At 42.1% G+C, this 23,604-nt stretch carries 25 protein-coding genes; 1 reads left to right on the forward strand and 24 read right to left on the reverse strand.

Annotation, left to right across the window (positions count from 1 at the left end; translation table 11 throughout):
• Positions 1–50: 50 nt before the first annotated feature.
• The 15 genes from K8O68_RS06835 to K8O68_RS06905 form a co-directional block, all read right to left on the reverse strand.
• Positions 51–1,232: a pyridoxal phosphate-dependent aminotransferase gene (locus K8O68_RS06835; protein WP_230896179.1), complete on the reverse strand. Its 1,182-nt coding sequence runs from the start codon at positions 1,230–1,232 to the stop codon at positions 51–53.
• A gap of 41 nt (positions 1,233–1,273) precedes the next feature.
• Positions 1,274–1,765 carry a cell wall elongation regulator TseB-like domain-containing protein gene (locus K8O68_RS06840; protein WP_230896180.1) on the reverse strand — a complete coding sequence of 164 codons (492 nt, stop codon included), beginning with the start codon at positions 1,763–1,765 and terminating at the stop codon, positions 1,274–1,276.
• Positions 1,766–1,775: 10 nt separating this feature from the next.
• Complete coding sequence (locus tag K8O68_RS06845; protein ID WP_093047095.1) at positions 1,776–1,949, reverse strand: YpmA family protein; 174 nt, start codon at positions 1,947–1,949, stop codon at positions 1,776–1,778.
• A 90-nt stretch (positions 1,950–2,039) separates the two neighbouring features.
• On the reverse strand, positions 2,040–3,344 hold the full coding sequence (locus K8O68_RS06850; RefSeq protein ID WP_230896181.1) for an amidohydrolase: 1,305 nt from the start codon (positions 3,342–3,344) through the stop codon (positions 2,040–2,042).
• A 12-nt stretch (positions 3,345–3,356) separates the two neighbouring features.
• A complete protein-coding gene (gene dinG / locus K8O68_RS06855; RefSeq protein ID WP_230896182.1) occupies positions 3,357–6,176 on the reverse strand; it encodes an ATP-dependent DNA helicase DinG in 2,820 nt (939 codons plus the stop codon).
• A gap of 248 nt (positions 6,177–6,424) precedes the next feature.
• Entirely contained in the window at positions 6,425–6,808 is a 384-nt protein-coding gene (panD, locus tag K8O68_RS06860; protein ID WP_230896183.1) for an aspartate 1-decarboxylase, read from the reverse strand.
• A complete protein-coding gene (gene panC, locus K8O68_RS06865) occupies positions 6,809–7,678 on the reverse strand; it encodes a pantoate--beta-alanine ligase (RefSeq protein ID WP_230896184.1) in 870 nt (289 codons plus the stop codon).
• Positions 7,671–8,516, reverse strand: a complete 846-nt coding sequence (gene panB, locus K8O68_RS06870; protein WP_230896185.1) for a 3-methyl-2-oxobutanoate hydroxymethyltransferase — start codon at positions 8,514–8,516, stop codon at positions 7,671–7,673. The genes panC and panB overlap by 8 nt, the downstream gene beginning before the upstream one ends.
• A 291-nt stretch (positions 8,517–8,807) precedes the next feature.
• Entirely contained in the window at positions 8,808–9,770 is a 963-nt protein-coding gene (locus tag K8O68_RS06875; protein WP_230896186.1) for a biotin--[acetyl-CoA-carboxylase] ligase, read from the reverse strand.
• Complete coding sequence (locus K8O68_RS06880) at positions 9,767–10,909, reverse strand: CCA tRNA nucleotidyltransferase (protein ID WP_230896187.1); 1,143 nt, start codon at positions 10,907–10,909, stop codon at positions 9,767–9,769. Before K8O68_RS06880 ends, K8O68_RS06875 begins: the two co-directional genes overlap by 4 nt.
• Before the next feature lies 1 nt (position 10,910).
• Positions 10,911–12,044: an N-acetyl-alpha-D-glucosaminyl L-malate synthase BshA gene (bshA, locus tag K8O68_RS06885; RefSeq protein ID WP_230896188.1), complete on the reverse strand. Its 1,134-nt coding sequence runs from the start codon at positions 12,042–12,044 to the stop codon at positions 10,911–10,913.
• Position 12,045: 1 nt separating this feature from the next.
• Positions 12,046–12,759, reverse strand: a complete 714-nt coding sequence (gene bshB1, locus K8O68_RS06890; protein ID WP_230896189.1) for a bacillithiol biosynthesis deacetylase BshB1 — start codon at positions 12,757–12,759, stop codon at positions 12,046–12,048.
• Entirely contained in the window at positions 12,749–13,162 is a 414-nt protein-coding gene (locus K8O68_RS06895; protein WP_230896190.1) for a methylglyoxal synthase, read from the reverse strand. Before K8O68_RS06895 ends, bshB1 begins: the two co-directional genes overlap by 11 nt.
• 24 nt (positions 13,163–13,186) lie before the next feature.
• Positions 13,187–13,981 (reverse strand): 4-hydroxy-tetrahydrodipicolinate reductase, encoded by a 795-nt coding sequence (gene dapB / locus K8O68_RS06900; RefSeq protein ID WP_230896191.1) that lies wholly within the window; start codon positions 13,979–13,981, stop codon positions 13,187–13,189.
• A 2-nt stretch (positions 13,982–13,983) separates the two neighbouring features.
• Positions 13,984–14,322: a nucleotide pyrophosphohydrolase gene (locus K8O68_RS06905; protein ID WP_230896192.1), complete on the reverse strand. Its 339-nt coding sequence runs from the start codon at positions 14,320–14,322 to the stop codon at positions 13,984–13,986.
• 210 nt (positions 14,323–14,532) lie between these two features.
• Between K8O68_RS06905 and K8O68_RS06910 the strand changes: the two genes are divergently transcribed.
• Positions 14,533–15,405 carry a YitT family protein gene (locus K8O68_RS06910; RefSeq protein WP_255717058.1) on the forward strand — a complete coding sequence of 291 codons (873 nt, stop codon included), beginning with the start codon at positions 14,533–14,535 and terminating at the stop codon, positions 15,403–15,405.
• 709 nt (positions 15,406–16,114) lie between these two features.
• On the opposite strand, the gene K8O68_RS06915 is transcribed toward K8O68_RS06910, so the two are convergent.
• The 9 genes from K8O68_RS06915 to K8O68_RS06955 all read right to left on the reverse strand — a co-directional run bounded on the left by K8O68_RS06915 (position 16,115) and on the right by K8O68_RS06955 (position 23,184).
• Positions 16,115–16,804: a zinc metallopeptidase gene (locus tag K8O68_RS06915; RefSeq protein WP_230896193.1), complete on the reverse strand. Its 690-nt coding sequence runs from the start codon at positions 16,802–16,804 to the stop codon at positions 16,115–16,117.
• 86 nt (positions 16,805–16,890) lie between these two features.
• Positions 16,891–17,706, reverse strand: a complete 816-nt coding sequence (locus K8O68_RS06920; RefSeq protein ID WP_230896194.1) for a sporulation protein YpjB — start codon at positions 17,704–17,706, stop codon at positions 16,891–16,893.
• A gap of 86 nt (positions 17,707–17,792) precedes the next feature.
• A complete protein-coding gene (lhaT, locus tag K8O68_RS06925) occupies positions 17,793–18,389 on the reverse strand; it encodes a lipoprotein heptaprenylglyceryl N-acetyltransferase LhaT (RefSeq protein WP_230896195.1) in 597 nt (198 codons plus the stop codon).
• Between the two features lie 61 nt (positions 18,390–18,450).
• Positions 18,451–19,281 (reverse strand): menaquinol-cytochrome c reductase cytochrome b/c subunit, encoded by an 831-nt coding sequence (locus tag K8O68_RS06930; RefSeq protein WP_230896196.1) that lies wholly within the window; start codon positions 19,279–19,281, stop codon positions 18,451–18,453.
• Positions 19,282–19,314: 33 nt separating this feature from the next.
• Positions 19,315–19,986, reverse strand: coding sequence for a menaquinol-cytochrome c reductase cytochrome b subunit (qcrB, locus tag K8O68_RS06935; protein WP_093047113.1), 672 nt, complete (start codon positions 19,984–19,986; stop codon positions 19,315–19,317).
• A 17-nt stretch (positions 19,987–20,003) separates the two neighbouring features.
• Positions 20,004–20,510: a QcrA and Rieske domain-containing protein gene (locus K8O68_RS06940; RefSeq protein WP_230896197.1), complete on the reverse strand. Its 507-nt coding sequence runs from the start codon at positions 20,508–20,510 to the stop codon at positions 20,004–20,006.
• Between the two features lie 135 nt (positions 20,511–20,645).
• Complete coding sequence (locus K8O68_RS06945; protein WP_230896198.1) at positions 20,646–21,125, reverse strand: YpiF family protein; 480 nt, start codon at positions 21,123–21,125, stop codon at positions 20,646–20,648.
• A gap of 68 nt (positions 21,126–21,193) precedes the next feature.
• Complete coding sequence (locus K8O68_RS06950; RefSeq protein WP_230896199.1) at positions 21,194–21,745, reverse strand: ReoY family proteolytic degradation factor; 552 nt, start codon at positions 21,743–21,745, stop codon at positions 21,194–21,196.
• Positions 21,746–21,909: 164 nt separating this feature from the next.
• A complete protein-coding gene (locus K8O68_RS06955; protein WP_230896200.1) occupies positions 21,910–23,184 on the reverse strand; it encodes a tetratricopeptide repeat protein in 1,275 nt (424 codons plus the stop codon).
• Positions 23,185–23,604 lie beyond the last annotated feature (420 nt).

Here is a 23,604-nt window from a genome sequence, read left to right on the forward strand (position 1 = left end):
CACGGGAAGCACCTGTTTCCATAAATTGAAACAGGTGCCTCTCATTCAGTTTAAGAATGCTTCTCTACAAAACGCTTGATCCGCTCGAGCGCCCCTTCGATCTGATCAAGGCTGGTGGCATAAGACAGTCTGATATTATCCGGTGCACCAAACCCGCTGCCAGGTACTACAGCCACTTTTTCTTCTTCTAGAAGAGCTTTAACCCAGTCATCTGTTGTATCATATGAACTCTTCTCAACAGCTTCTTTGACATTCGGAAAAAGATAAAAGGCTCCCTGAGGTTTAACGCACGAAAAACCTGGAATTTCATTCAGTTGAGGATAGACTTTATTTAATCTGTCTTCAAACGCGGTGCGCATATGTTCAACAGAACCGTCGTCCTCTGTATATGCGGCAATTGCGCCGTATTGTGACATGACAGCCGGATTAGAAGTCGTATGGCTTGCCACATTAGACATCTTTTTAATAATTTCCTTATTACCGGCTGTATAACCGATTCTCCAGCCTGTCATGGAATGGGATTTGGATACGCCGTTCACAATAAGAGTCTGCTCTTTCAGTTCCGGAGACAGCTGGGCAATAGACACATGTTTTTTTCCGTCATAAATGAGCTTTTCATAAATTTCATCAGAAACGATGACGATGTTATGCTTCAGGCAAAAGTCTCCTATTTCTTTCAATTCTGACTCTTCATACATGACGCCTGTTGGGTTACTGGGAGAATTGACGATTAAAGCTTTTGTTTTATCAGTTACTGCCTCTTCCAATTGCGCTAACGTCACTTTAAAATCGTGTTCTTCCTTCCCTTCCACAAAAACCGGGTTCCCCCCGGCAATTTTCACCTGCTCAGGGTAGCTTACCCAATATGGCGTTGGAATAATGACTTCTTCACCTTCCTGTAAAATCGTCTGAAAAAGAAGTGAAAGAGAATGCTTGGCTCCACTTGTTACAATGATTTCCTCATTAGTATAATCAATACCCTGATCAGCTTTAAACTTATCAGCTACTGCTTTTTTTAAGTCGGGCAAACCGGCAGCCGGCGTATATTTTGTATGGCCCTCCAGCATCGATTTATAGCTCGCTTCAATAATGTACTGAGGTGTATTAAAATCAGGTTCTCCGGCACCTAAACCGATCACATCGTGGCCTTCCGCTTTTAACTGTTTAGCTTTTGCTGTAATTGCAAGGGTTGAAGATGGTGTAATGGATGTCACGCGAGAAGAAAATTTCATGATTTAATCGCTCCTTGTATATTAATTGGATTTGAAACAGCTTACGATAAAAATTGGTAATGGCGGATATACGTGCCATCTTCAAAAGTAAGATAATAAAATGAATGACGGTCTACTTGATCCATATAACTCACTTCATATACAGGAGTAGAGCCTGTCATCCCAAGCCGAACTGATTTTATAGACTGGATCTCCAGTTCGGATACGGCAATTTCAATAACTTCCTCTTTGGTAAGTCCTTCAGAATGCAGCCTTACCTCAATATTAACATCATCCCTGTCTTCATCCTCTTCTACCCATATGTAAATATCTTCTCCATCTTCATTAACCGCATCAATGACCTGATAGGAGCGGCGGCCGTGGTAATACTGAATATCACGCACTTCAGAAAGTGAGACATGTTCAGAGGCCAGCTGAACAGCCGCTTCTTCCCGTTCCCTGAGCGGTTCTGCTGTAACGTAATAAATATAAGAAGAGAAGGCAATAAACCCTATAATAAAGACAGCTGAAATGGAAATAATCCAAGCTTTCATCTTTCATCACTCACGTTTCATAAATGGTAAAAACCATTTTCTCTCTTTCCTGGTCATCCAGGGCTAATCCGAACATAAGGTCTCTGTCTTTCAGAGTACGGTTCAGATTATCTACTATTTTATAAAGGTCTTCACACTCATTAACTTTTACAGTACTTAACTTTTTTACCCCTTTTTCTCCCATTGTCCCACTCCACCTCCAACATGGATAGTTCTGCAGCTAAAACGGAGAATATGCAACCTATTTTATCACATTTAAAAATGAATGTTAGTATTATAAGAATTTTTTTGCCAGCTGATTGGCTTCAAAAACTATCTTTTCTTCATCAAACAGCAATAACTGACGATCAGAATAAACTGCCTTACCATCAATAAATGTATCAGTCACGTCGCTGCCTCTTGCTGCATAAACAAGGTGGGAAAGGAGCCTGTCTTTGTTCCAGGGAGTAAGATGGGCCTGGCCGGGGTCCACTAAAATAAAATCTGCTTTAAAGTCCCTCTCTATTTTCCCCAATTTATCTATACTTAAAGCCTCAGCCCCTTTAAGTGTAGCCATTTCAAGAGTATCCTTCGCACTGGTAACCTCCGGATTTTCCCGTGTCCCTTTATGAATTAATGCGGATAAACGGGCCTCTTCAAACATATCAAGATTATTGTTGCTGGCAGTGGAATCTGTACCGAGACTCACCGTGATCCCCTTTTCCAGAAAATCAGGGACAGGAGCTACCCCTGAGCCCAGTTTTAAATTACTTGCAGGGTTATGGGAAATGGCTGCTCCCCTGTTTTTTAAAATTTCAATTTCTTCTTCGTTAACATGAACAGCATGCGCGGCCAAAACAGGACCGTTAAATACACCAAGTTCATCCAGATGACTAACCGGCCTCTTTCCGTAAGTTTTGATATGCTCTTCCACTTCGCCTCTTGTTTCTGAAACATGGGTATGAATCATCATCCGGTATTTTTCAGCAGTTTCAGCCACACGTTTCAAGAAAGGAGGCGGGCAGGTATAAGGAGCATGCGGTGCAAGCACAATAGATAATCTTCCGTCTCCCCCCCCATTAAATGTCTTAAATAAGGAAACAGACTCAGCTAATTTATCCTCTTGTTCATGCGAAGGGCATAAACCGATCATCCCCCGTCCGAGTACAGCTCTTAAACCTTTGTCTATAACCAGCTTTGCTGTCTCCTCCATATGCAGATGGTACATATCCAAAAACGTCGTCGTCCCTGACTTAATCATTTCAACCATAGCCACCTGGGCTGCCTGCAATACTGTTTCCCTGTCAAACCGGGATTCGTTTGGCCACATTACCTGCTTTAACCACGTCATTAAAGGCATGTCATCGCCCGCTCCACGTAATAAAGCACTCCCTAAATGTCCGTGCGTATTAATAAAACCAGGAAGGAGCCATTTTCTTTTACCATCAATGACCTTGTCAGCCTGTTCAATTTCTATATCAGGGGGGCTTCCCTCACCAGTTTTCTCAAATGTATTATTTTTAATAGTGACATACCCTTCAAAAATGTCGTTATTCCGGTTAAGTGTGACAATGGTTACGGAATGAATAATGGTAATCACTAACCTCACTCCTTATTTATCAATTAAAGGCTGGTTAAACCAATCGGCAATTCTCTCCTCCATCTCACTCATAGGCTCTTCAATCATAGGAATATCCGGAAGAGAACGGGTAAACGATTTGCCGTACCGGGTAGTTGTTAGTCTTCTGTCCAGAACAACGACTATTCCACGGTCCGTTGAGCTTCGAATCAATCTTCCAAAACCTTGTTTAAAACGGATCACAGCCTGCGGCAGAGCCAGTTTCATGAAAGGAGAGTGGCCTTCTTCTTTCAGGGTATCCGAACGCTTTTTAAATACCGGGTCATTCGGCGGGCTGAACGGCAGACGGGCCATAACAATAGCACTCAAATCACTCCCGGGTATATCTACTCCTTCCCAGAAGCTGCTTGTTCCGAACAGAATGGCCTGTTCAAATTGCTGAAAATTTTTAGTGAGTTTAGATCTGCTTTTTGTTTGAATTCCTTGTGCGATGAGCATAAATGACTCATCCAGCATTTTTTTTAATTGGAAATACGTTTTCCGAAGCATATCATAGGAAGTAAACAGAACAAGCATTTTCCCCTTGGTGACATGAGCTATGCGGTATATTTGCAGAGCCGCTGCTTCAATATAAGCTTCCTCGCCTGCTTCCTGAATTAAAGGCATATCTTCTGGAACCATAAAAGACACTTGTTTATCCCAGGAAAAAGGAGAGTCCACCTGTTTTGTCTCCACTTGAAAGTCTTCCAGGCCAAGCCTGTGGATCATATATTTGAACTGATTATTGACTGTTAACGTAGCAGACGTCAAAATAACTCTGTCTTTTTTAGCAAAGAAATTGTCTGCAAGTTTATCAGCTATCTGAATAGGTGAACCATGTACAGCTATAGACTGCTTAGGGCCCTTCGTTTCAAGCTCAAGCCAGTAAACCGAAGAGTCTTCATGATTTAGAATGAGTTCATGAAAAGAGAGGTACTGTTCTTCAATTTTAAATAACAAAGCTGCCATCCATTCAGCTTCCCGCTGGTGATGATCTGAAGTTTCTTTGTCTTCGAGCAGTAAATCCGTCTCCCTGATGATGTGATTAAGCTTTTTAAGAAGAGCTTTAAATAAATTGTCGCACCTTCCAGCTGTCTCCCGTACTGTGTCCCAGAACTTGTCGGCTGAATTTATAATTTTCGATAGTCTGCCGGTTTCATTTTTGCCAGCCATTCCTTTACCGGCATACTGATTTAACAACAGAAATAAATCGTTCCACTCCTGTTTAAACTGACCGGATAATTCAAAGAACTCCTTGCTTATTTCCTTTAATCCGGGCCCCATCAGCCGCCAGATGTTTTCCGGCACCCATCCCTCTTTCTCTCTAACTAAATCATTAAGAAGCTGAGTCATTGTCAAATAATCCAGTTTCCCTCCAAACTGTCGTGTCGCTGAATCTTCCAAATGATGCGCTTCATCAACGATCAGAGTTGAATAGGAAGGAAGTATCTGATGTTCGGCCGCCATATCAGTAAAAAGAAGCGAATGATTGGTTATAATGAGATCTGCTTTCTTAGACTGCTTTCTTGCTCTTTGGTAAAAACAGCGGCTGAACCATGGACACTGAGGTGTGGAACAGGATCTCGGGTCACTTGCAACTTCTTCCCAGAAGCGGGAATTTCCTGATGCCAGACTCAGCTCTTCTACATCCCCGGTATCTGTTTCGGTTAACCAGACTAGTATTTGAGCTTTCGATAATGTTCTGTCATAAGAATCTATAGGATCATTCATTAAAATGTTTTCAAATTTCTGCAGACATAAATAATGGGATCGGCCTTTAAGCAGAGCAGCTTTGATCTTAAAAGGCAGAAGCTGCTGCAAAGCAGGAAGTTCTTTTGAAACAATCTGATCCTGTAACTGGACAGTTTCTGTGCTGATCACTACCGGACCACTTTCTGTACGTGAATAAAGAGCCGCAGGTATTAAATAACCGAGTGTTTTTCCTGTTCCTGTTCCAGCTTCAATTAATCCTATACTATCATTCTTAAAAACGTCATCAATAAACTTAATCATGTCCATTTGCCCTTCCCTGCGTTCATATGAAGGGATCTTTTCTTTCATAAAACTTACATTTTCCAGTGTCGAGTGAAGAAAATCAGTCACAGATTCAGGGATGGAACCTGCAGTTTCTTCTCCTGAATAACCAGCCGGTTCCTTAACTGCAAGACCTCTAAAGGCGTCTATCTCTGGAAAGTCCTCAGGGGAAGATTTACTGAGCTCAATCCATTCCCGCAATATAGACCCTGTATCACTCTTTAACCGGCCTTGCAGCTTTTCTAGTTGCTGCAGCGTGAGAAGCGGAAGAGCCGACAGCCTTTGAAAGATTTCTATTAACAGTAAAGCTGTAGCTTCTGCATCGCTGTCTGCCCGGTGTGGTTCAAAATGGTCCATCTCAAAACTTTCAGTCAGCTGAGACAGTTTAAAACTGTCCTGAGTAGGAAAGGCAATCCTGGAAAGCTCAACTGTATCAATAACTGGTCCTTCAAAAGGCACGTAACCTGCATTAACCAGTTCATCATTTATAAAATTCAAATCAAATTCGACATTGTGGGCAACAAAATAAGCTCCTTCTAATTCTTCAAGCAGGCCAGGAGCAATTTCAGAAAACACAGGCGCTTCTGACACATGCTTCTCGTGTATATTAGTCAGAGACTTAATAAATGGAGGTATAGAGCGCTCCGGATTTATGTAAGTGGAATAGCGGTGAATAATTTGCTCATTTTCCACTACTGAATAAGCGAGTTGAATAATCCTGTCCCCCCGCGAAAAAGACACCCCTGTCGTTTCCACATCAAGGACAACAAAACGGTTCATAACATTACCTTCCTTCTTCATCAAAAAATAAAGCATCTCACTTATTGTAGCATGTGAGGGTGGAGGATTCACCTAAATATAAATGATAAATCTGTCCATCTCCATAAATAAACAGAACCAGTGACAAAACTCAGATAAAAAAGGAATGGCCCTCACTTAAAGAGAGCCATTCTTTTTAAATTAAGTTGATTTATTCGAACCGCACCCGCTTGTATTCTGAAGGATGAGTGTTTGCTTAATCTGCCGGTTCAGCGATAGGTAGCTGCCGGTTCGGTGCCCATCATCTCAATAATATTATTTGCTTCGTCCAGAATAGCCACTTTAGGTTCGTGTGTAAGACATTCTTTTTCTTCCAGCCATTTGTAAGAAATAATTATTACTTTGTCTCCTGGCTGAACAAGCCTTGCTGCCGCACCATTTAAACAAATTGTTTTTGAACCGCGCGGTCCGGAAATAATATACGTCTCCAGCCTTGCGCCATTATTATTGTTTACAACTTGCACTTTTTCATTTTCCATCATTCCTGTCGCATCTAGCAGATCCTGGTCTATCGTGATACTGCCTACGTAATTTAAGTCAGCTTCTGTTACCGTTGCCCGGTGAATTTTCCCGCTCATCATTTCCCTGTACATTTAATTTTCCCCTTCCATTTCACCTTGTCTCCATGTCTGATTATCTATTAATCTCGCACCGCTATAAAAGACAGCAACAGCCAGTATAACATCACCTTCAAGCCTTGAAAGCGTCGTAAGTTCGGGAAAACGGTACACTGAAACATAATCAATCTTCCCTGAGATTCTTTTTTCGAGCTTGCTGCGTGTCCAGGATTCCAGTTCATGTGAAAACTGAAACTCCCCGCTTAATGCCTTTGTGACTGCCTCTTTCAATGTTTTATAAATTTGGGGTGCTTCCTCTCTTTCACTTTCAGTTAAATTAACATTTCTGGAGCTTTTAGCGAGACCATCTTCTTCCCTTACAATATCTACAGGTACGACCCTTACATCCATATGATAATCTGAAACCATACGTTTTATTACGGCAACCTGCTGTGCGTCTTTCATTCCGAAATAAGCATAGTCAGGATTCACCGCTTGAAACAGTTTCATCACAACAGTTGCTACACCATCGAAATGGCCGGGCCGGCTCGCCCCGCAAAGAACCTCCGTCCCTTCATGGACTGTTAACGTAGCGCTCATAGGCCCCGGATACATTTCTGATATATGCGGGTAAAAGAGCACATCTACTCCGTGAGCTTCAGCCAGCCTCTTATCTCTATCATGATCCCTGGGATAATCTTCAAAGTCTTCTCCTTCTCCGAACTGAAGAGGATTGACAAAAATGCTCATCACTGTAATGTCTGTACCTTCTTTTGCTTTTTCAACGAGTTTTAGATGACCTTCATGCAGGAACCCCATTGTAGGAACGAATCCAACGGTTTTCCCTTTTTTCTTTTCACTTTTCAAATAGTCTTTCAACTCACTGATTCTATTTATTTCAATCATTTGCTCCTCTACCCCCGTAAAGCTCTATCGCATCCCGTTCAACAGGCTTAAAGACGTGTTTCTTCTCCGGGAAAGACCGACTCTTTACGTCTTCTCTGAATTGAACAAGAGATTGTTCAATAATTTCATTTATATTAGTATATTGTTTAACGAATTTTGGCATATGCCCGCTATGATAACCAATAATGTCATGGTAAACAAGCACTTGTCCGTCCGTGTAACGGCCTCCGCCAATTCCAATAACCGGAATAGTTAATGACTTGGCCACTGTCTCTGCCAGAGCTTCAGGTACACATTCAAGAACGAGGAGACAAGCCCCGGCTTCTTCAAGAGCAGCCGCATCTCTGAGCAGCTGTTCAGCCTCTGCCGCTTCTTTTCCCTGAACAGAATATCCGCCGAGTACACCGACAGCTTGCGGCGTAAGTCCAAGGTGGGAAACGACAGGTACTCCTGCCTGGACTAAAAGCGATGTCTTCTCTATAACCGGTCCGTTTCCTTCGAGCTTCACAGCATGGGCGCCGCCTTCCTGAATCAGCCTCCGTGCGTTTGCAAATGTTTCTTCTATGCCAGCATGGTAGGATAAAAATGGCATATCCACCACCACAAATGTATCAGTTGCTCCTCTTTTCACTGCTTTCGTGTGATGAACCATATCGTCCATCGTCACTGGAACGGTAGATTCATAGCCAAGCACGACCATGCCTAATGAATCCCCTACGAGAATCACGTCGACAGCTGCCTGTTCAGCTAACTTTGCTGAAGGTGCGTCATAGGCAGTTATCATAACAACAGGCTCACCACTGCTTTTCATTTTTTTAAAATCTGTCGTTGTTTTCATTTCCTGACTCCTTTCATTGAAAGGACGAAAAAGGGGCTAAAACGCAAATAAAACCTTCTCCAGCAAGGAAAGAAGGTTTGGACTGCTAATCCTTTTTAAGAAAAATACGAAAAGACACTGAAACATCATTCAGCTGCAACTCCTGTATTTTCCTTCATCTGTTTAACCCTCTGTCCCCGTCCGTCTCCGGATCAAGGCAGACTATTGTCTACTCGATTTTTAAACTGGTACAGTTCCTCAAGGATACTGTCCGTCTCTAATTATAGCAAATTATCAGAAAAAATGTGACATTTATTTAAGCTCTATATCTGCCGAATAAATACGGTGAGTCTCTCCTTGATTGTCCTGTAGTAAAAGGACGCCTTCACCGTCAATTCCTAAAGCATAGCCTTCAGTTGTTCCCGCCGTACTTCTTGCAACGATTTTTTTCCCTATAGACACTGCATGCGCTTCCCAGAGAGGCTTTATGAGGGAAAACCCTTGAGAGAGATAGGTCCTGTAAAGCCAGGAAAATTCGTTGAGAATGGCAGCAATCACCTCTGCCCGGTTAAACGGCTTCCCTGCTTCTATATTCATGGAAGTGGCAATCTCACTAAGGTCCTCAGGGAATGCGCCATGGTTAACATTGAGACCAATCCCGATAATCACTGACTGCACTCTGTCAGGATCCGCCTGCATTTCTGTTAAAATCCCGCATAGCTTTTTCCCGTTGACTAACAGGTCATTAGGCCATTTTATGGACAAGGGCAAACCGGAAACACTTTCAATTGCCCGTGTCACGGCTACTGCAGTGAGTAAAGTTAACTGAGGAGCTTTCCGGAAATCAATTTGCGGCTTTAAAACCAGGCTCATCCACACTCCTGATCCTTTTTCTGAGTCCCAAACTCTGCCAAGACGGCCCTTCCCTCCAGTCTGCTCATCTGCTACCACCACAGTTCCTTCACTCACGCCCTCATTTGCAAGCTGCTGGGCGACTGTTTGAGTTGACGTAACAGAATTATGGTAAACTACATTTTCAAAAAGATCGTTCTTTTTAATTCTTGAGTAAATATCATGTTCACTCAGCAGATAAGCACTCTTAGTTAATTGATAACCTTTGTTTTGCACAGCTATAATGTCGTATCCTTCGTCCCTGAGAGCTTTAATATGCTTCCATACAGCAGTTCTGCTGCAATTAAGCTCGTTACTGATCTTTTCACCGGATAAAAATGCGCTGTCATTCTGTCTTAATAGTTTTAGAACTTTCCCTTTCATCTGTTTAACTCCTTTTCTGCCCAGGCAAGTACTGCTTTTTTTTCATTAGCGACAGCCCCTTCCACAACCGCTTTCTCTATGCTTTTAAGCCACCGGCCAATCTCCCATCCGGACAATGCCGGGAACTGTGCTATAAGGTCCCTCCCGGTTACCGCTAATTCACTTTTATTTTTTACCGGTAAGTCTTTAAAAACCTCGTGCCATTTATCCGCTGTTATCGTTCCAGGTTTAACCAGTTTGACAAGTAGAATAGCAATATCCAGCCGTTGTTCGCCAAGCACATATATATCGTAAAGGCTCCACCCGTCTGAAAAGAACTGGTGAACTTTAGAATGAATTGTGATGACATCTTTTGTGAGGCGGTTTGACCTTTTATAGTAAGACAGTCCTGCCTTAGCGCTTTCCGGGGCGTTATTATAAAGAGCAACAGACCACCATGTCAGAAGATCCTTTATAAAGAGAGGTTTGTTCAAAGACCTCAAACTGGAATGCACTTCCGCATTTTTCAAGACAAATGGGAGCTGTTGGAAAACCCGCTGTTTCAGGAGCCAGTTCCAGTCTATACCCGATAAATTGGTCTGGCTCATTTTTTCTGTTTCCGAGGCGACTCGTTCAGCAGCGGGGTTTAATATTAATTCAGCCAGGTCGTCCATATGATCCTGAGTCTCTTTATCTATCTTAAATCCAAGCTGAAGAGCAAACCTGAGAGCCCTCAGCAGCCTGAGTGGATCTTCAAGGAACGGAGCACTGCTGTTTTCAATTGTCCGCAGCCTCTTATTATCTATGTCTTCCTGCCCGCCGAAGGGGTCAATGATATCCCCTTGCAGCGTTTTGGCCATTGAATTACAAGTAAAATCCCTATTCCTTAAATCCTCTCTAATTGTCTTGCCTTTAAATGTGCTTACTTCCACCGGTTTACCCTTTACAGGCACAAGGACTGTCCCGTGCTGTATACCTACATCAATCGTCCGGGGAAATACCGACTGAATATCTCCAGTCTTTGCCTCCGTAGAAATATCAACATCATGAACCGGATTTGACAGGTACTCATCTCTGACAGCCCCTCCGACTATATAACTTTCAAACCCAGCTTCCGTCAATACGGTAAGCACATACTTTCCCGCTTCTTCCCAAGTCATATTATCCCCGCTTTTTCAGTGCTTTGTCATAAATAGTTTCATAATCTGAAACGATTCTGTCCCGGTGAAACGTTTCGACTGCCCTTTTTACAGCCGCTTCAGCCATTCTTTTCTGGATTTCAGGGTGATCTAATAAATGTACAGCATATTCTGCTGCCTCTTCCAAATCACCAAGCCTGCTGATATATCCGCTTTTTCCGTGTTCTATTACTTCAGGAATACCTCCAATATCTGTTCCTATGACAGGTACGCCGCAAGCCATCGCTTCAAGAATAACGAGTCCGAAACTTTCTTTTTCAGATAAAAGAAGTTTTAGATCACTCATTGAAAGCAAGTCAGCCACTCGCTTCTGGTTTCCAAGAAAGCGGACATGCTCTTTAAGACCTAACTCGTTAACTAAGTCACAAATTACCGGCAGTTCCGGGCCTTCCCCTATGAGAAGCAAGACCGCATCTTTCTGGCGGCGAATGATATTAAACGTTTTTACTACATCCTGGACACGCTTAACTTTTCTGAAATTCGACACGTGGGAAATGACTTTTTGGTTCTCTTTAATTTTCAGGTCTTCTCTTAAATCATTGCACACCCTTGGATAATAAATACGGTGATCCACAAAATTATAAACTGTTTCTATCGGTTTATCGATACGCAGGAGATCTTTAGTCTGGGTAATTAAACTATCGGATACAGCGGTAACCACATCGGATTTCTCTATACCGAACCTGATCATATCTGAAAGGGAAGGGTCATAACCCAATACAGTAATGTCCGTTCCATGAAGAGTCGTTACGACTTTCACCTCATGCTCAACCATTTCTTTTGCTAAGTAAGCGCTGATCGCATGGGGGATCGCGTAATGCACATGGAGAAGATCCAGTCCCTCTCTTTTAATTACATCAGCCATTTTGCTTGCCAGCGCAAGATCATACGGCGGATATCTGAAGACTGAGTACTGATTAACTTCTACTTCATGAAAGAAAATATTTGATTTTTGTTCATCAAGCCTGAACGGGAGACTTGAGGTTATAAAATGCACCTCATGGCCTTTTTCTGCCAGTGCTTTCCCTAATTCCGTTGCTACTACTCCCGAACCACCAACAGTCGGGTAGCATGTAATGCCAATTTTATATGTCATATCAATCTCCTAATAACTCCCTGATAAGCACAGGCTTTTCACTGAAAAAGCCTTCTGCTGCGCTGATGCCTGCTTCCTCTCCCAATAGACGTTCTCTTGCCTGCAGGTTTTCCAGGAACCCACTGTTCAAAGGGGTCTGGACTGTGCCTGTCCGGGGAAAAAACTGGCTTTTAAAGCAATGTAAAGCTGCATATTTTGTATCTCTGAATTCCGTAATATCTATTAGGAAATCAGGTGCTGACAGGCCGTTGATCTGATAAAAGTACAAAGCAGAAGGACGGAAAGCTTCTTCCGTTTCTCCTTCTAAATATTTTTTAATACCGGCTGAAAAAAAAGCTTCTTTTACTAATTCACCGCAATGGCCATGGTCGGGATGGCGGTCTTCATGATAAGGAGCAAACAGGAGTTTAGGTTTAAATCTGCGAATAAGCTTCACCAGTTCTTCAATTGCCTCCTGGCGGCAGGAAAGAAGCTGTCTGTCTGGAAACTGGAGTTGCACCGGCTTCGGAACTCCTAAAGTCTCGCATGCCAGTTTGGCCTCTTTTTGCCTGGATTCCACTGTTCCATTAGAAGACAATTCAGCTTCAGTTAAATGCACCAGGCGGATATTCTTTCCTTGTGCCCTGTATTTCGCAATGGTGCCGCCCATTCCTATTTCCACGTCATCAGGATGAGCCCCAACAGCCAGAATGTCCACTCTGTCTTTATGTATCATTCCCCTGCTCCTTCTCAATTTCCCGCCACGTAAATTCGCCTCTTTGCAAACCTGAAAGCAGAATTTCAGCTGTAGCCATATTAGTGGCTAAAGGAATGGTGTAAACATCACAGAGCCTGATTAAAGCAGTGATATCCGGTTCATGGGGCTGGGCAGTAAGTGGGTCTTTAAAGAAAATTACGAGATCCATCTCGTTTTCTGCAATCATGGAGCCAATCTGCTGGTCTCCGCCCAAAGGTCCTGATTTGAACCGGTGAATATCAAGTTTTGTCTCTGCCATAATTCTTTTTCCTGTCGTGCCAGTTGAATACAGGCGATGGTCTTTCAGCACTTCCTCATAAGCTATGGCAAATTTGACAAGATCGTCTTTTTTCTTGTCATGAGCTATAAACGCTATATTCATTAAAGAATACCTCCTAATTGGTTATCAATCAACGATCTGGTCAAGTCCGTAAACGAGCCCGCTTAAATTCATTACTGTTTCACACGCCAGTTTGACACCGGGCATAAAAGAGGCTCTATTAAATGAGTCATGGCGAAGTTTTAAAGATTGGCCCTCTCCTCCAAAAATAACCTCCTGGTGAGCGACAAGCCCCGGCAGTCGCACACTATGAATGCGCATTCCTTCATACTCTGCCCCCCGCGCTCCTGACAGCTGTTCTTTTTCGTCGGGATGACCTTGTTTTTTTGGTTCCCTCACATCTGAAATCATCTGGGCCGTTTTAACAGCCGTGCCTGACGGGGCATCAAGTTTACGGTCGTGATGCTGTTCTATAATCTCAATATCAGATAAGTATTTTGCAGCCATTTGGGAAAATTTCATAAGCAACACGGCTCCAATTGCAAAATTAGGAGCGATAAGGGCGCCAAGTTCTTTCTCTTCTGCTATTTCAGAAAGCTCCTTAATGTCTTCGTCTGTAAATCCCGTAGTTCCAACGACCGGACGAACGCCATAGTCAAAAGCAGTGAGCATATGCTTTTTACCAGTTTCCGGGCTCGTCAAATCAATAAGCACATCGCAGGCCACTTGCTGAAAGCATTCCGACATATCTTCAAAAATAGGCACATCCAGATCTTCCATACCTTCTACGTCTTTCATATTAAGTCCATTATTCCTGCGGTCAACCACCGCCTGCAATTTAAATTCTGATTCTCTCTCCACCATTTTTACTGCTTCTCTTCCCATATTTCCTCTAGGTCCTGCTATAACTATATTAATCATATTTATTCCTCCGTTTTATCTATTCTTGTCCAGCGGTCATTATCTCTCGTTTTGAATTTTTCCATCACCAGCCCGAAAGCTTCCTCCATATCTATATCCAGAGAATTAGCTAGACAGATAATTACAAACAGAACGTCTCCAATTTCCTGTTCCATCGTCTTCTCTTCTTCGGACTGCTTTTTAGGCTTTTCACCATAGTAGTGATTAACTTCCCTGGCCAGTTCGCCCATTTCTTCAGTCAGCCTCGCCATCATTGCCAAAGGCGAAAAATATCCTTCTTTGAATTGCGATATGTATGTGTCCACTTCCTTCTGCATTTCCTCAATTGTTTTACTGCTCATCTATTTCCTCACGATCCTTTCTCACAAGTTCAAAAGGCTACACGATTATCGTAGCGAAAACGATCGTTTTTGACAAATGTTTTATTCCCTAAAAAGAGCTTTCGGAAAAGTTATTAATATAAAAACGTAGAAAAATAGGAAACCCCCATTGGCGGGACTGAAAAAATTCCTTATAATGTAGCAGTCTGAACATTTAAGGAGGTGTGAGCTTTGATTTCTAAAATCCATTTTAAAAATATCTTTTTTATTTTATTGGGAACGGCCATTATGTCTTTCGGCCTTGTTTATTTTAATATGGAAAATAACCTGGCTGATGGCGGATTTACCGGCATTACTCTTATTTTATACTTTATTTTAAATATTGACCCTGCCTATTCGAATCTTGTGTTAAATATTCCTTTATTCATTATAGGATGGAGAATTCTTGGCCGGAATGCTTTTATTTATACTCTCATTGGCACACTTGCAGTATCCGTCTTCCTTTGGCTTTTTCAGCGTTATAAGTTTTTTGCTATGCCTTTAGATGACGATATGACACTGGCTGCTCTATTTGCCGGTGTTTTTATTGGGGCGGGATTAGGCATTGTCTTCAGGTTTGGCGGAACCACAGGGGGAGTCGACATTATTGCGAAGCTCGGTTTTAAGTATTTCGGGTGGAGTATGGGACGAACGATGTTTGTTTTTGACGCCGCTGTCATTACATCTTCATTAGTTTATCTCAACTATCGGGAAGCTATGTACACTCTTCTCGCTGTTTTTGTTGCTGCAAAAGTGATTGACTTTATGCAGCAGGGAGCCTATTCCGGCAAGGCTGCCATGATCATCTCAGAACACGCCCCGGTTATCGCCTCAGCTATATTAGAAGAAATGGACCGCGGTGCTACCATCTTAAAAGGAAGAGGCAGCTTCACAGGCGATGACCGTGAAGTGTTATATTGTGTAGTCGGAAGAAATGAGATGGTCAGGTTAAAAAACTTAATTTCAAAAGTGGATCCTCATGCATTTGTGACATTGGCTGACGTACAAGATGTAATTGGTGAAGGATTTACACTTGATGAAAATAAGAAACCAATTGAATTATAAGGGTTATGTAAGAATAAAACCCGGAGGAGCGAAGCAGCGCAGGAAACAAGCGAGTGTATTTTGAAGAAGCAGCCTGCATTAAAGATTTTAGAAATAAATGAGGCCGGGACAAAACTAAAGACAAGTTTGTAAATGACGAACAATAATTTTATAACATGGGGCACTTTTAGTTTTACCACATATTAAATAGCCTCAGCTTTTTTATTGAAGGACAGAAGGCGGCGACGCCACCGGGGGTAAGTCTGAAGATCCAGTTTAACGGTCTGTAAATTAATGCACCGCTAAATACATTATTTTTCCAATGAACGAAGGCGAGGAAACCCAGAGGATGAGCGAAGTCTGAAAATCCACTTTCCCGAAGCAGTTCTTCGGGAAAGTTAGTTGAAGACAAGCCCTCGGGTAAAGAAAACACAGCGAACTTCCACACGGATGTGATGACTTCGGCGTTTTCACAGGACGTGAAGGGGTTAGCCGAAGATCCCTGCGACGATGTTGCACTAATGCCTGTGGTGTAAGCCTTCGCCAAGAGTGAACCGGCAGATTAAAAGGACAAGCCCCTGGGCAAGCGTCCGCCTGACGGACTGAAATCACTGCCATTACTATTTATCAGAGTTTATTAAGTACAAAAGCGAAAAGCCGAACAAAAATCATAAGATTTGTTCGGCTTTCTTTATGATTACTATTCTTTTGTCCCAGCCTCTTGCTTTAATTAATCGTTGTTCATCATCACATACATCATAATAAAACGGATAAGCTCAGCTACTGCTACTAATGCAGCGGCTACATAAGTCAAAGCTGCAGCGTTTAGCACTTTTTTAGTTTCACGTTCTTCATCGTTCCTTATCACTCCAAGAGAGACAACCTGATCCATTGCCCTGCTCGAGGCATTAAATTCCACAGGAAGAGTGACAAGCTGGAAAAGAACAGCGAAAGACATAAGGACGATTCCAGCTAAAAACATTTCAGTAATAGTGAGAAGCATGCCGCCAATAATTAAAAAGATAGAAATATTTGACCCGAAGCTTGCTACAGGCACCAGGGCGGACCTGAACTTTAGGAAGCTGTACTCTTCAGCATCCTGGATAGCGTGTCCAACTTCGTGAGCTGCTACAGCCGCTCCAGCAATAGAATTGCCGTAATAATTGTGCTCTGACAGCCGTACTACTTTTTTCCGGGGATCATAGTGATCGGTTAACTGTCCCTTTACAGGCTCTACAGACACATCGTACAAACCGTTGTCGCTTAATATTTTACGCGCTACTTCCGCACCGCTCATGCCTGAGGAAGACGCGACTTGTGAATATTTCCGATAAGTGCTTTTTACTCTTGACCCTGCCCACATTGGAATGAGCATCAAAATAGCAAAATAAAGTAAAAAGCCGCCGAATGTTTCAAACATGATGTAATTCCTCCTATAATATATTCTTCTTTTATTATATATAATTTTATCCAACCCGCCATTTAGTGTCAATTGAGATGACTCGGTTATTGCCCTCTATTTCTTTTTAAGGAATTTCTTAATATTTCTGCTTTATTTGCGCGGTATTTCTTCCATCCCGCATAAGTAAGACAGCTGAAAACGGCTCCGCTGACAGTAATTATAAGCCAGTAAAAGGACGGGTCTGTAACCTCATCTTCCATCTTCCCTTCAAATATTTCAATTAAAGCTTCTTCCAGAACGTCCATATGACGTTCCCAATCTTTCTTTGACGGTTCTCCGGCTGCCATTTTTCTTAAAAACTGCATTTGAGAATTGATCTTCTGGTATTGGGAAGCTTCTAAAGCTACACTCCAGGCAGGTTCCACTGTGCCATAGTAGGCTAAAAAGACGTCAGTCTGCTGTGTATAAGGGTTCCCGTTTTCTTCTATAGACATTCTCATCCCATGTAACTCATTGAAGAGAGGATCTTTCATTTTTTGCCACAATGGTTCATAGCTATCTGCATAAACATCCATTAGCAGCCTCAGTTTATATGTTTTCATTACCCGTTCTTCGTGAGGCATAGAGGCGCTTTTAACAGCTGATAAAGTATCATCGTAAGCGGAAGTAATAGTCTGCATCTCTCTCATAGATAAACCTTGTTCCGCCGCACTCACTTTCAGAAATTTTTCAGAAAAAGTTTCCATAATGTTTGCTGCCTCTTCATAATGCTGCTCTTTCACATATTGTAAGATCGTATCACTCGACCGATTTAACTCAGACCAGCCCTCCTTACCTTCAGCATGTCCCTCATTTGTTCCGCTGAAGGAGAAAAAGATAATAAGCGCACAGGTTACTAATTTCCACCATCCTGTCATCATGCCTGTCCCTCCTCTTATTCATAATTCATTCTATGAATAGAGGGACAAGAGTAGACCGAAAAAGAGGAAAGAATTCACTTGCGTGTTCAGCTATAAATACGTCTATTATTAAAATTTTTATTCAATAAGTAAACGGTCAGCAAAGAAAAAATACTCAGCCAAAAAGTGAAATAAGCAATTTCCTGGATATAAGGCTGTAAAGATGAAGCAACCCAAGGATGCATATCGTATATGTAGTCAATAACATCATTATGGAGTGTCCATACTGCGACGACTGTTAAATGCCAAGGTTTAATCCGGTAATAAGGAGTATAAAGCAAACCCTGCACAGCCATTCCTAAATGAGAGGCAATCAGCATGTAATTTAATATCCCGATAGGTGTACCAGCAGCCGCTGCAGCTAAAATCATAGCAACAGCCCAGATACCATACTTAAGAAGTGTCACTGCAGCAAATGCTTCAATCAAAGGAATGTTTTTTCCAAATAGAAAAGCCGCAAGCACAAAACAGAAAAACAGGCTGGCGGTCGGGCTGTCCGGCACGAAGATCAGAAATACAGGAGGGGTGCCGGCGAGCTGATCCGCATACCATATATACCCGTAGATTGTGCCAAAAACATTAATTATAAGTAAAAGCGCCAGGAACCACCGTTGGCCGATTAAATTTAAAAAGTAAGAAACCATCAGCATCTCTTCCTTTTAAAAAAGCTGACTGAAAGTTATCAGTCAGCTTCAGAATTATTTATTAATCTTCTTCATTCTCTTCGTTATTATCCTCATCATCTCCGCCGCCGTTTCCGTTGTCCGGCTCCTGGCCGTCGTTAGCGATGAATGCGGCCATTGTTTCCAGTTCTTCATCAGAACCTTCAAATTGGCCTCCAGGCATTTCTCCAAGCCCATTTTGGATAATATCAATAACTTCTTCAGTATCATAATCGCTCTCAAAGACGTTTGGTCCGGCAGCGCCGCCTAACATATCCCCGCCGTGACAGCCGATACACGATTCCTGGCTCTGGTAGATTTCATAACCTTCTGCCGATTCATCAACTTCCACGTCGTCGACAATTTCACCTTGCTGGGCAGCAGCTTCCCAATCATGGTCATCGACTGATTCCCAAGTAAGGAAAATGATTGATGCGACCCCTAATAACATTAAACCGCTGGCAATAGGTCTCTTGAGAGGACGCCTTTCTTTTCCGCTGTCAAGCCAGGGAACGAGGAGCAGAGCCCCGAAGGCAACACCGGGAATAACTACGGCTCCCATAACCGTATATGGTCCCGCAGCAAACTCATACTTTAAAAGCTGGTATAAAAATAAGAAATACCAGTCTGGTAACGGTATGTAACCAGAATCTGTAGGATCCGCGACCCTTTCTAAAGGAGCAGGATGAGCTACAGTTAAAACTAAAAACCCTATGAGAAAAACAGCCCCAACCATCCATTCGCGAAGCAAAAAGTTCGGCCAGAATGCTTCTGTTTTTCCCGGATATTCTGAATAATCCTTTGGTACGTTCGGTTTCCGTTCAGCAGGGACACGTGAATCTCCTACGAACTTCATCCCTTTCCCGCGATGCATAGCTTTTCCTCCTTTTCATCTCCAGCGCCATTCTTACAATGGACCGGAAATTCCTTGCTTACGAATCATATAAAAGTGAGCGCCTAACAAACCTAATAAAGCTCCAGGCAGGAAGAATACATGAATCGCAAAGAACCGTGCCAGTGTCTGTGCCCCAATAAGTTCTCCACCAGCTAACAACGTTCTAGCGAAACCACCTATTACAGGTGCGCTCTCTGCAATTTCAAGTCCTACTACTGTTGCAAAATAAGCTTTCATATCCCAAGGGAGGAGATATCCTGTAAAACCAAGTCCTAAAATAACAAAGAATAACAAGACCCCGACTACCCAGTTCAATTCCCGGGGTTTTTTATAAGACCCTGTAAAGAAAACCCTTAATGTATGAAGAAACATCATGACAATAACCAGACTGGCACCCCAATGGTGCATACCCCTCACGATCATGCCGTGTGTGACTTCATTTTGTAAGTAATAGACTGACTCATAAGCATGAATAATATCCGGCACATAATACATCGTTAAAAACATTCCGGATAAAATCTGAATAACTACTACAAAAAATGTCAATCCGCCAAAACAATAAACAAAAGCTGAGAAATGATGAGCCGGATTGACGTGTTCAGGCACTTCATGGTCAGCAATATCACGCCACATCGGGGTAATATCCAACCGTTCATCCACCCAGTCATATAATTTCTGTAACATTCCTTACGCCCCCTTTATTAACTGCGCTGATTAATTTGTCCCAGATAAATCGCTCCGTCGCGGACTTCCACATCATAAATGTCCAACGGTCGCGTCGGTGGCGTACCTTCAATATTTGTTCCATCCCGTTCGAAACGTCCATCATGACAAGGACAGTAAAACTGTTCCGGGTGATTTTCATTTGAATCCCAGTTAACCGTACAGCCTAAATGTGTACAGATTGGAGACAGAGCGATAATCTCGTCGCCCTCTTTATAAATCCATGCAGATCTCGCTTGTTCCGACGTATACCACCCATCTTCCAGCTCCACCTGGAAATCAACCCGCTGCGGCTCATCTGTCAATTCGTCTTCACTTATACCTATGGATATAAATTCAGAATCTGCACCCGCTTCCAAGGCAGGATCAAGTGCCATTCTGACCATGGGACTCAGCATACCAGCTGCCATAAATCCACCCACGCCAGTTAATGTATAGGTTAAGAATTGACGTCTGGATACCCGGTGTCTTTTCTCGTTACTCACGACCTTCCCTCCTCACTTCCAGTTCTTCACACAAATTTCACACACAAAAAACATACTAAGACAGTATTATAATAGCCCACTAAAACAGGCTGTGTCAATAAAAAATCACTCAAATCGTTTTAGAAGAATAGTATCCTAGTTTTCTCTTGAAAGCGGTTCACTTTGCCACTTTGCTGTAAAAATAGGCATAATTTGCTCTACCTGCTGTTCTATGAGACGTTTGAACTGGCTGGCCTCGAAAGAGTCAGGAGAGGAAGCAGGCATCCAAAGAAGTTCATCTGGGAGCTTTTTCTCTGCCGCTTTCCAATCTGCGTCTGAAGTAACATAGATAATATATTTAAACCCTTCCTGGTAAAAATGATTGTCCCAGGCTTTTAAGCGCTCTACTCTTTCTTCCATATTTTCTGAGATTAAATATGTAAAAGAAGGCAATAAAAAAACACGCCCGGTAAACTGTTTTTCTAAAGATTCAGAAAGGTATCCCGTAAATTCCCCCATAGTAATTATCTGCTTTTCTGATTTTCCCCATTGAAGAGGAATCAGCGGAATAATAGCTGTATCCACGTATTCTCTAGCCTGCTGGTAAGTTTTTATATGAGCCTGTGTCCATCTCATAAATGGTAACACTCCTTCAATTTAACTGATTTCCGCAAATAGATGATACTAAATGCAAAAGAAAAGCCCTATTCTTCCAGGGCTTTTAATTCAGAATATTTTTTAGCCAAATTAAGAAAAGTAGTTTCATCTCCGCTCACAAGTGCCTGGTCAATTTCTTTCTCAAGATTTTTAACCCGGGAGACTCTGAGCGATTCTTCCAAAACCATTTCTGCCAATAAACTGTTTAAATTTTCCTCTTCTTTATTAACAGGTAAATAAGGGTTTTCTTCCAAAACTGCCATGTATTGAGGCACTGTCTGTTTATCCTTAAAATTCAACTGGATATAAATATCCTCATTGCGATTGAGCCTTATGTCGTGAAATGATTTTTCCGCATCCATTGTGACATGTTGATTTTTATGAAACGCGAAGGGCACTTGATCAACGTCATTTGCCGAAATCATTAAAGCTTTTGGACAACTTTCCGCCTGCTCTACAAAGTGAACTCTCTCCATTAAAATATCGTCACTCATAAGGAAGTTCAGTAACCAGGCACACTCCCGCCGCTTCAGCTGATAGGTTTCTAAAAACCACTTTAAGAAATCCCGCTTATCAATGACTGGAACTGGATTATTCACCACGACCCCTCCCTTTAATTTTAATACCGGGGACAGAAAACTTAAACATTTGACTGAGACTTTTCTTAATATAATAACTATTCTCCAATTATTCGAATAATCCTGCTTAAATATCTTATTTTTATTTACTTTTATTACTGGATGTACTGAACCTAAAAAAAATCTTATTCATTTGGGCTTTTCAGCTCAACCAGCCGCTCTTCGATATCAAACCGGTGAGGCTGCATTAACAGAAGCTCTTCCAATAAAGTGATAGCCTGTTTCTTTTTACCGGCTGCCAAAAAAGCCATTGACGCTTCTTCAACAAGCACTTCATCTTTTGATAAAGAATCAAGGGCCACTTGATAAGATTCTGCAGCTTCCAGGACATTATCTTCTTCAAACAGGGCTTTTGCACGAAACTTTTCAAATAACGGATCGAACTCCCCAAAGTCATCAAGGAAAGTTAATAAATCCAAAATTGCCTCATAATCTTCTTCATTATTAAAATAGACAAGCAGCTCTTTAACAGCCGAAACATTCGACGGGTTCAAAGCGATAACTTTTTCCAGAAAAGTCTTCCCTTCTTCATGTTTCCCTTTAGAAAACTGAAGTTTCGCCAATTCAAGATAAAGGTCTTCATTAAATTCATCTTTCTTGATGCCTTCTTCAAGTACTTCCATCGCTTCCCCAAGTTTCTTTTGGGCAATATAAGCTTTAGCCAGATAACTGTAAACTGTTGTATAATCCGGGTCCATTTCAACCAGCCTGGTGAACGCCGATACAGCTGTTTCATAGTCTTCAATCTGCAATGCAGTAAAACCGAATCCAAATAACCCATCCGGCGTTTCCTCATCTTCAAGCCCTTCCCGGTAATAGGCTAAGGCATCTTCAAATTCTCCGGTCGCACTGTAGGCTTCAGCCAGTTTGAGTTCAGGCTGTATAGGCAAGTCTTCGGGAAGGCTGCCATTGTGAATTGCTTTTTTATAATACGAAATGGCCTGCTGATAGTCTCCCCGGTTTAAGTAAAACTCTCCTAATCCGAACTGAAGGACTGCTTCTTCCGGTTCGCTTTTTAAGGCGTCAATAAGCTTTTGTTCAGCCACTTCTTCGAGCCCTTGAGATTCATACAGGTCAGCTAACAGCAGCTGCGCCTGGACATAAGCAGGATCTCCGTTCTTAATCTCAGTAAGCATCTCGATTGCTTCGTCCTCTTTTCCTAATTCACTGTAACATTCCGCTGCAAAAGCAAAAAGTTCACCATGATCAGGATACTGAAACATCAGTTGCTCAATGATAGTTAAAGACTTATCTACAAGGCCGAGTTCAAAATAAAGTTCAGCAATGGTCCTTTTTGTTTCGTCATCCGCTGTTTTTTCCAGGGCTTCTGTTTTCTTCAACCCTTCTTCATGCTGGCCTTGTTCAATTAGCTGGATAGCGTGCGTAAGTTTTTCTTCCATTATAAATGCTTCCTTTCTTTCGTTCTCTTTTCCCCATTTTATCTCACTTTGCAAAGGAGTCAACAGAACTGCCGAAAACACTTTTAATCATTTTTACTATAAATATTTGTGAACAGCATTTATAGGAAGAAACTGTTCTGGAATGATTGAATTGAGTTCTCCACCCTCTGCTGCTTTTAAAAACCATCTGGAGCCGGCTTTAACGACTTTCCCTTTTAATATAATGATTTCTGGAAGGAGTATGTGCTCTGCTTCATTTTTTTCGTTAAAATATAAAAAATAATCTGCGTCACTCCCTGATGTTTCTGCTAGCTATAAATGACTGATTGCTGACAGCGTTGTCTGTCCGGGATTTGTCGAGTATACTGTCATTAAAAAGCTGCAGAAAGGAAAAAAGAGACCCAAAGGATGTTGACCGTC

Origin of the sequence: Salipaludibacillus sp. CUR1, from assembly GCF_021028955.1 — a bacterium.
Taxonomy (GTDB): domain Bacteria; phylum Bacillota; class Bacilli; order Bacillales; family Salisediminibacteriaceae; genus Salipaludibacillus.

Bases quoted from the DNA above. Each gene is read 5' to 3' on its own strand.
- K8O68_RS06915 (WP_230896193.1), bottom strand. From the start codon at position 16,804: ATGTTTGAAACATTCGGCGGCTTTTTACTTTATTTTGCTATTTTGATG.
- K8O68_RS06945 (WP_230896198.1), bottom strand. From the start codon at position 21,125: ATGAGATGGACACAGGCTCATATAAAAACTTACCAGCAGGCTAGAGAA.
- K8O68_RS06905 (WP_230896192.1), bottom strand. From the start codon at position 14,322: ATGAGCAGTAAAACAATTGAGGAAATGCAGAAGGAAGTGGACACATAC.
- K8O68_RS06955 (WP_230896200.1), bottom strand. From the start codon at position 23,184: ATGGAAGAAAAACTTACGCACGCTATCCAGCTAATTGAACAAGGCCAG.
- K8O68_RS06835 (WP_230896179.1), bottom strand. From the start codon at position 1,232: ATGAAATTTTCTTCTCGCGTGACATCCATTACACCATCTTCAACCCTT.
- panC (WP_230896184.1), bottom strand. From the start codon at position 7,678: ATGATTGAAATAAATAGAATCAGTGAGTTGAAAGACTATTTGAAAAGT.
- qcrB (WP_093047113.1), bottom strand. From the start codon at position 19,986: ATGTTACAGAAATTATATGACTGGGTGGATGAACGGTTGGATATTACC.
- K8O68_RS06920 (WP_230896194.1), bottom strand. From the start codon at position 17,706: ATGATGACAGGATGGTGGAAATTAGTAACCTGTGCGCTTATTATCTTT.
- panB (WP_230896185.1), bottom strand. From the start codon at position 8,516: ATGAAAACAACGACAGATTTTAAAAAAATGAAAAGCAGTGGTGAGCCT.
- K8O68_RS06930 (WP_230896196.1), bottom strand. From the start codon at position 19,281: ATGCATCGCGGGAAAGGGATGAAGTTCGTAGGAGATTCACGTGTCCCT.
- panD (WP_230896183.1), bottom strand. From the start codon at position 6,808: ATGTACAGGGAAATGATGAGCGGGAAAATTCACCGGGCAACGGTAACA.
- K8O68_RS06875 (WP_230896186.1), bottom strand. From the start codon at position 9,770: ATGAAAGGGAAAGTTCTAAAACTATTAAGACAGAATGACAGCGCATTT.
- bshA (WP_230896188.1), bottom strand. From the start codon at position 12,044: ATGACATATAAAATTGGCATTACATGCTACCCGACTGTTGGTGGTTCG.
- K8O68_RS06895 (WP_230896190.1), bottom strand. From the start codon at position 13,162: ATGAATATAGCGTTTATAGCTCATGACAAGAAAAAAGACGATCTTGTC.
- dinG (WP_230896182.1), bottom strand. From the start codon at position 6,176: ATGAACCGTTTTGTTGTCCTTGATGTGGAAACGACAGGGGTGTCTTTT.
- bshB1 (WP_230896189.1), bottom strand. From the start codon at position 12,759: ATGATACATAAAGACAGAGTGGACATTCTGGCTGTTGGGGCTCATCCT.
- lhaT (WP_230896195.1), bottom strand. From the start codon at position 18,389: ATGGTTTCTTACTTTTTAAATTTAATCGGCCAACGGTGGTTCCTGGCG.
- dapB (WP_230896191.1), bottom strand. From the start codon at position 13,981: ATGATTAATATAGTTATAGCAGGACCTAGAGGAAATATGGGAAGAGAA.
- K8O68_RS06880 (WP_230896187.1), bottom strand. From the start codon at position 10,909: ATGACTTGGGAAGAAGCGGGAAAGTATGTGCTTACCGTATTGACGGAA.
- K8O68_RS06840 (WP_230896180.1), bottom strand. From the start codon at position 1,765: ATGAAAGCTTGGATTATTTCCATTTCAGCTGTCTTTATTATAGGGTTT.
- K8O68_RS06845 (WP_093047095.1), bottom strand. From the start codon at position 1,949: ATGGGAGAAAAAGGGGTAAAAAAGTTAAGTACTGTAAAAGTTAATGAG.